Annotated in this window: 3 protein-coding genes; 1 reads left to right on the top strand and 2 read right to left on the bottom strand. The window is 77.0% G+C overall.

Annotated elements, in window-relative coordinates; translation table 11 throughout:
* A partial coding sequence (locus ABZ899_RS18865) for a MinD/ParA family protein (RefSeq protein WP_361347130.1) occupies nucleotides 1-2712 on the top strand: 2712 nt, incomplete at its 5' end.
* Between the two features lie 75 nt (nucleotides 2713-2787).
* On the opposite strand, the gene ABZ899_RS18860 is transcribed toward ABZ899_RS18865, so the two are convergent.
* A complete protein-coding gene (locus tag ABZ899_RS18860) occupies nucleotides 2788-3744 on the bottom strand; it encodes a bifunctional riboflavin kinase/FAD synthetase (RefSeq protein ID WP_361347127.1) in 957 nt (318 codons plus the stop codon).
* A 145-nt stretch (nucleotides 3745-3889) separates the two neighbouring features.
* Entirely contained in the window at nucleotides 3890-7489 is a 3600-nt protein-coding gene (locus ABZ899_RS18855; RefSeq protein ID WP_361347124.1) for a trypsin-like peptidase domain-containing protein, read from the bottom strand.
* Nucleotides 7490-7654: the final 165 nt, after the last annotated feature.

Raw genomic sequence — 7654 nt, 5'->3', positions numbered from 1 at the left:
GGCACGCCTCAGCCGAACACCCCCGGCGGCTACGGCTACCCCCAACAGCCCACCACACCCGCACCCCAGCAGACCCAGGACACCCCCGGCGGATTCGGCACGCCTCAGCCGAACACCCCCGGCGGCTACGGCTACCCCCAACAGCCCACCACACCCGCACCCCAGCAGACCCAGGACACCCCCGGCGGATTCCAGGCGCCGCAGCAGCCGACGCCCGTCCCGCCCGGGCCCGCGACTCCCCCCGCCGCACCGGCCACTCCCCCCGCCGCACCGGCCGCTCCCCCGGCCGCGCCCGGCTTCCCGGTGCTGCGCCCGGTCGACGAGAGCGCACAGGCGCCCGCGGCACCCACGCCCGAGCCGCCCGCCCCCGTACCCCCGGTGGCGGAGCAGCCCGAGGCGGAGCGGTCCGAGCCCGAGCTCAACCACGCCGCCGCCGACGCCGAGGCGGCCCGCCTGTTCGGCGGTGACGACGAACCGGAAGCGGAGCAGAACGCCGAGCCGGAGGCCGACACCGCGTCCGGTGCGGCCGACGACTCCGCCCAGGCCGACGCCGACCCGCAGCCGCAGCCGCAGGCGCAGCCCGAGGCGCCCCCGGCTCAGCCCGAGCCGGCCGCGCGGCCCCAGGCCGAGGCACAGCCCGAGGCCGCGCCCGCGACCCCGGGGGCGGCGCCCACCGCCGAGGCGGAAGCGCAGCCCGCGCCGGCCCCCGCCGCCCCCGAGCAGCCGCAGGCCCAGCCCGCCGCCCAGGCCCCGATGCCGCCGCACGCCGCCCAGCCCGGCGTCCCCGCGCAGCCGCCCGCGGCTCCCGGTGAGCAGCCGCACGCCCAGCCCGCCGGACAGCAGCAGCACGGCCAGCCGCTTCCGCCGCTGCCCCAGGGCTTCGTGCCCGCGCACCCCCAGCAGGGCGTACCTCAGCCGCAGGCCCAGGGCGCCCCGCAGGCTCCCGGCTACGGCTACCCGCAGCAGCCCGGCCAGCCGCAGCCCCAGCCCCAGCCCCAGCAGCCCCCGGCCCAGGGCGGGTTCGGCCCGGCCCAGCCGCAGCCGGGCCAGCCCGGTCAGCCCGTGGACCCGCGCCTGGCGCACCAGCCCGGTCAGCCGGGTCAGCCGGGTCAGCCGGGCCAGCCGGGCCAGCCGGGCCAGCCGGGCCAGCCGCAGCAGCCGTACGGCTACCCGCAGCAGCCCGGCCAGCCGCAGCCCCAGCAGCAGGCGCCACAGCCGGGACAGCCGCAGCAGGGTCAGCCGCAGCCGTACGGTTACCCGCAGCAGCCGGGTCAGCCCCAGCCGTACGGCTATCCGCAGCAGCCGGGTCAGCCGCAGCCCGGCTACGGCTACCCCCAGCAGCAGCCGGGCTACGGCTACCCTCAGCAATCCGGTCAGCCCGGTCAGCCGCAGCCCGCGGCCCAGCAGCCCGCCGCTCAGCAGCCCGCGGCCCAGCCGCAGCCTCAGCCGCAGGCCCCGCAGACCCCCGCCGCCTACGGCAGCCAGGGCGGCTGGTCGGCGCCGCCCGGTCCGCAGGCCGGTCCGGGTGCCCCGCAGCAGCAGCAAGCCGCGCCCGGGACGCCGCTCGGTTACAACGCCGCCGTGGAGCTGTCGTCCGACCGGCTGCTGCGCAACCAGCCGAAGGCGCGCAAGAACAACCAGGGTCCGTCCCGGTTCAAGCTCGGCGCCAAGAAGGAGCAGGCGGAGCGGGAGCGCAAGCTCGGTCTGATCCGGACGCCGGTGATGTCCTGCTACCGGATCGCGGTCATCAGCCTCAAGGGCGGTGTCGGCAAGACCACGACGACCATGTCGCTGGGCGCCACGCTGGCCACCGAGCGGCAGGACAAGATCCTGGCGATCGACGCCAACCCGGACGCCGGCACGCTCGGCCGACGGGTGCGGCGCGAGACGGGTGCGACGATCCGCGACCTGGTGCAGGCCATCCCGCAGCTCAACAGCTACATGGACATCCGCCGCTTCACCTCGCAGGCGCCCTCCGGTCTGGAGATCATCGCCAACGACGTGGACCCGGCCGTCTCCACCACGTTCAACGACCAGGACTACCGCAGCGCGCTGGACGTGCTGGGCCGGCAGTACCCGATCATCCTCACGGACTCGGGTACCGGTCTGCTCTACAGCGCCATGCGCGGTGTGCTGGACCTCGCCGACCAGCTGATCATCATCTCCACCCCCTCGGTGGACGGGGCGAGCAGCGCCTCGACGACGCTCGACTGGCTGTCGGCGAACGGCTTCGCGGATCTCGTGCAGCGGTCGGTCACCGTGATCTCCGGGGTCCGCGAGACGGGCAAGATGATCAAGGTGGACGACATCGTGGCGCACTTCGAGACCCGGTGCCGCGGTGTCGTCGTGATCCCGTTCGACGAGCACCTCGCCGCGGGTGCCGAGGTGGACCTCGACATGATGCGTCCCAGGACGCGCGAGGCGTACTTCGACCTCGCCGCCCTGATCGCGGAGGACATCGCACGGACGCAGCAGGGCTTCGGCAACCCGCACATGCAGTACCAGCACCCGCAGCAGCAGGGTTATCCGCAGCAGCAGCCCCAGCAGCCGTACGCCCAGCCCGGTGGCGCCCCGCAGCCCGGGCAGGGCTGGCAGCAGGCCCCGCAGCAGCCGGCGCCTGGGCAGGAGTGGCAGCAGCAGGCCCCGCCGCCGCAGGAACCGCAGCAGGGGCAGCAGCAGGGCGTCGTCCCGCCCGGCTGGACCCAGCAGTAGCGGGCGAGCGCGCGACGGCGGAGGGCCGGCACCGTACGGGTGCCGGCCCTCCGCCGTCGCGTGTGCGGGTCCGGGTCAGGCGGAGCCGTCGGCTGACGCGATCAGTTCCCGGCAGCGCTGCACGTCCCGGGCCATGGCCTCCAGGAGCGCGTCCAGCGAGTCGAACTTCTCCTGGCCGCGCACATAGGCGAGGAAGTCCACCGCCACGTGCAGCCCGTACAGGTCGAGTCCGACGCGGTCGATCGCGTACGCCTCCACCGTGCGCTCGGTGCCGTCGAACTGCGGGTTGGTGCCGACGGAGATCGCCGCCGGCATGACCTCGCCCTGGGCGTGCAGCCAGCCGGCGTAGACGCCGTCGGCGGGGATCGCGGTGTGCGGCAGGGTCTCCACGTTGGCGGTGGGGAAGCCGAGCTCGCGGCCGCGCTGGGCGCCCCGTACGACGACGCCCTCCACCCGGTGCGGGCGGCCCAGGATCTCGGCGGCCCCGGCGACGTCGCCCTCGGCGACCAGACGGCGGGTCAGGGTCGAGGAGAACGGCTCGCCGCCGCCCGCGTCACCGCTCACGTACAGGTCGACGACCTCGACCTCGTAGTCGTAGGTCTTGCCCTGCTCGGCGAGGAACTCGACGTTCCCGGCGGCGCGGTGACCGAAGCGGAAGTTGGGGCCCTCGACGACCGCCTTGGCGTGCAGCTTGTCGACGAGGACCTTGACGACGAACTCGGCCGGCGACAGCTTCGAGAACTCGGTCGTGAACGGCAGGATCAGCACCGCGTCCACGCCCAGTTCGGCCATCAGCTCGGCGCGCCGGTGGTGCGGGGCGAGCAGAGGGGGGTGGCTGCCGGGGCGGACGACCTCGCTGGGGTGCGGGTCGAAGGTGACGACGACGGCCGGGACGCCGAGCTCCCGGGCCCGGTCCACGGCGTGCCGGATGATCAGCTGGTGTCCGCGGTGGACACCGTCGTAGGAACCGATGGTGACGACGCTGCGCCCCCAGTCCTGGGGGATGTCCTCCAAGCCACGCCAGCGCTGCACTGTGCCTGCTCCTTGTCGCAAACTCGTCGAACCGGTGTCCGTCATTGCCCAAACGGTCTTACGCAGGTCTAAGGGTGCCATGCCGACGGTCCCCGGCCCGCATCGGCATAGGCGCTGTGACGGGGTGCACGTGCCAGCGCGGTGTTCAGACGGGGACCCGGACGCCTGCGAGGTTCTCGATCATGCGGCGGGTGCTGGGGCCGACGACGGCCGCCCAGTCCCGTGGGGTGCCGGCGAGCCAGCCGGCGACCCGCGCGGCGAAGCCGGGGACCTCCCGGGCGAGGTCGACCAGGCCCCGGTCGAAGCGGGCGGCGCCGTCCGGGGTGCGGACGAGCAGCAGCCCGGTGTGGTGGACGAGGTCGCGCAGGGCGTCGTCGGCGGCGCCGCCCGCTGTGCGTACGGCGGCGTGCAGCAGGGCGTCGAGGACGGCGGGCGCCTGTTCGTGGGTGAGCAGGAAGTCCAGGAGCTCCCGGCGCAGTCCGCGGGAGGCGGGGGTGCCGGGGGCGGCGAGCACGGTGGCGAGGGCGGCCCGCACCTGTTCCGGGCCGCCGTCGAGCAGGCCGGTGACGAGCGGGAAGAGGACGGCTCGGGCACCGGGCCCCTGGTCGAGGCACCGGTCGACATAGGCGGCGACGTCGGCGGCGGTCTCGGGGTGCCGCCGCACCGCGTCCCGGACGAGGCCGGCGGCCTTGCGGGCGAGGCCGGGTGCGGTGACGTCGGCGAGGGAGCGGAGCACGGCACCGGGGCCGGGCCGCTCCAGGCGGGCGCGGAAGGCTTCCAGGACCGGTTCGGGATGGGTGGCCAGGGCGGCGACGAGGGCGCTGGGCGGGAACTGCGGGTCGGCTGCCGCGAAGTGCGCGAGGGCCTGCGGGAGATGGCGGGCGCGGGTGCACGGATCGCGGACGAGGAGGGCGAGGGCGCCGCCGTGCAGGGCGCTGTCGGCGGGGCGGGCGAGCAGCGCGAGGGCGGCGTAGCGCAGCAGCGCGCGGTCGGCCTCGGTGCGGACGTGGGGTGCGGCGCGCAGCCCGTGGGCGAGGGCGGCGACGCGCCGGGCGGGCCGTTCGTCGTGGGCCCAGCGGTCCACGGCCCGGCACAGTGCGGACGGCTCCTCCTCGGCGAGCGCGCCGAGGAGTTCGTCGGCGCGGGGGTGGGCGCTGGCGACGAGGGTCTCGGTGAGGTCGTCGAGGGCGCGGTGGCGGTGGGTGTGCAGCAGGGCCTGGGCGGCGAGGGCGACGGTCGCGTGCGGGGTGGCGGGCAGCGGGCGGTCGTCGTCGAACCAGCGGGTGAGCCGGGGCTGTACGGCGGTGGGGTCGGCGGCGAGGAGGCGGGCGACGGCGTCCAGGTAACGGGGCGGCCGGGGTCCCTCGGCGTCGTCGAGGGGGCCGTCGGCGGGCACGAGGCGGCGCAGCAGGTCGAGGCGTTCGGTGTCCGGGAGGGGCAGCGCGGTCCAGAAGGCGGGGCCGAGGTCGGCGGGCGCGGGGTGCCCCTGCCGGCGCCAGGCCACGATCCGGTCGGCGGTCAGCCGCAGGACGTCCAGGTGGGGGGTGGCGTCGGGGACCCGCAGCAGGGTCTCGGTGAGCAGCCGGGCCGCCCACCAGTCGGTCCGGTCGGCGTCGAGCGCGTCGGACAGCTGCGCCAGCCGGTCGCCGAGCCGGCCGGTGCCGTGCAGACGCGGGAGGAGCAGGAGGGCCTGGACGACGGGGCCGATGCGGTGGTGCGGTACGGGCGGGGCGGGCCGGTCCGTGATGCCGGTGGGTCCGGGGCGCAGCAGCGCGCGCAGGGCTTCGTCGAGGTCGAGGTGGAGGCCCTGGAGCCAGTCGGCGAGTTCCTCGTGGGCGAAGCGGTAGCCGTCGCCGGCTGGGACGAGGAGTCCTTCGGTGAGGACGGCGCGGGCCCAGCCGGTGGTGCCGCCGAGCCCCAGGGGTGCGGGGCCCCAGGGGAACACCGCTTCGAAGGCGGGCCGGTCCAGTTCGCCCTGGCCGCTGCCGAGGCTGCGCCGGGCGGCCTCGTGGACCTGGCCGGCGACCCGGGCGGCGAGACGGCGCACGGCGGTGCCCCGCAGGCCGTTCTCGGCGGCGAGGCGGACGGCGACGCGCAGGCACATCAGGTCGAGGTGGGCGGAGAGGACGTCGTGGCGGTCGGCCCGGTGGGGTGCGGGCGCTCCGGGCAGGGCGGCCCTCACGTCGGCGAGGAGGCGGAGGGTCAGGGGGTGGCGGGCGTCGGCGTCGGCGAGGGCGTCGTCGGGGATGCCGTGGCGGGCGCGGGCCTGCCGGGCCTCCTCCGGAGTGAGGTCGCCGAGGGCGAGGCAGGGCGGCACCTGTCCCCGGGGCGGGTGGCCGGCGGGCGCGTGCAGCAGGTCCTCGGGGAATCCGGCGCCGGCGGTCTCCCAGTACTCGGTCCGGCAGGCCACCACCAGCCGGGCGCCGTGGTCGCGCAGCCACCGCGCGGTGGCCGCGGTCCAGTCGGCGAGGCGGTCCGCGGCGGCGGGCGGCATCTCCTCGGGGCCGTCGAGCAGGAGCAGCAGGGGGCGGCCCGCGGCGCGGGCGAGGCGGGCGAGGCGCTCCGGGGTGAGGTCGGCGGCCAGGTCGATGTCGGCGGAGGCGGCCACGATGCGCGCGGCGCGGTCGAGCGCCCGGCGCGCGGCGTCGGCGACGGAGGTGTCGCCGCTCGCCAGGTCGGCGCCGCGCAGCCACAGGGTGGGCGCGGGGTCGGGGCCGTGGGCGCGCCGGGCGGCGAGTCCCGCGAGTTCCGTCGTACGGCCGCTGCCGGGCCGTCCGACCAGGCCGAGCACTGCGGCCCCGCTCGCGAGGAAGGCGTCGAACCCGGCGGTGACAGCGGCCCGCTGGACGGGGGCGGCCTGCGGGCCGGACCCGGACGGCGGAGCGTCCTGGGCGACCTGGGTGGCCGTCAGCTCCAGCACGCCGGCGAGGTTCAGGTCGGCGCCGTGGGCGGGCACCGTCGCGGCGTTGTCGGCGAGGAGGGCGGCGAGCGGGCCGTCCGGGGCGGGCCGCAGCGGTGCGGCGAGCACGGCGTCGCTGTGGGCGGACCGGAGGGTGGTGGCGAGGACGCCGAGGACGGTGCCGGTCGCGGCGTCGAGCACGGGTCCCCCGGCGGCGCCTGGGCCGAGCCGCAGCGCGTCCCGGCCCGCGGTGCCGATGGCGAGTTCCAGGACGCCGTCGAGGGCGTGGGAGCGGTCGGTCGCCGTGTAGGTGGCGGGCGTCGTGTCGAGCACGCGGGCCTGCCGCCAGCCGGCGGCCGGGATGTGCACGTAGGTCCCGGTCCCGCAGTGGTCCCGCACGGTCACCGGGAGCGGGTCGACGCCCAGCCCTTCGGTACGGACGAGGGCGAGGCCCCGCTCGGGCAGCGGGGTGACCGCGGCGGCGGTCACGACGCAGCCGCGGCTGCCTCCCGCGGTGTGCACGACGAAGCGTGCCAGCCCGTCGACGACTTCGTGGGCGGTGACGACGGTGCCGTGGTGGTCGGCCACGAAGCCGAGGCCGCGGGGCCGTCCCGCCGGGTCGTGGACGCGGACCAGGGCGTCGTCCCGGAGGCGGGGGCCCGGCGCCTCGCCGTCGGGGCGCTCCGGGTCCGGCCGGCGGCGGGCGTGCCGGGGGCTGCCGTCGTCGTGGGTACGCGCGCGGCGTGCCCGGTGGGAAGCGGTGGCCGGGTCGGATCGCTCCGAGCCGTCGGCACCCGTCCCCCGCGTCCCGTCCGTGTCCGCCGCCCGCGGGCCCCGTCCCGCCATCGTCGAACCTCCCCGCCCCGCACCCGCACGCTCATCGCCCGCACCCTGTCGCGTCGACGGTAGGCCGCAAATGATCAGTGGGACAGGTCGCGTGCCGAACGCGCCCCCTTGCACACCCTCGGTTCACTCCGAGCGCCTGCCCGGACGGGTGAACAGGCGGGGGCC

Origin of the sequence: Streptomyces sp. NPDC046859, assembly GCF_040645135.1 — a bacterium.
Classification (GTDB): Bacteria; Actinomycetota; Actinomycetes; order Streptomycetales; family Streptomycetaceae; genus Streptomyces.
The sequence above is the reverse complement of the archived record's forward strand: the minus strand, read 5'-3'. Positions and strand labels throughout refer to the sequence as shown.

Bases quoted from the DNA above. Each gene is read 5' to 3' on its own strand.
- ABZ899_RS18855 (WP_361347124.1), bottom strand. From the start codon at position 7,489: ATGGCGGGACGGGGCCCGCGGGCGGCGGACACGGACGGGACGCGGGGG.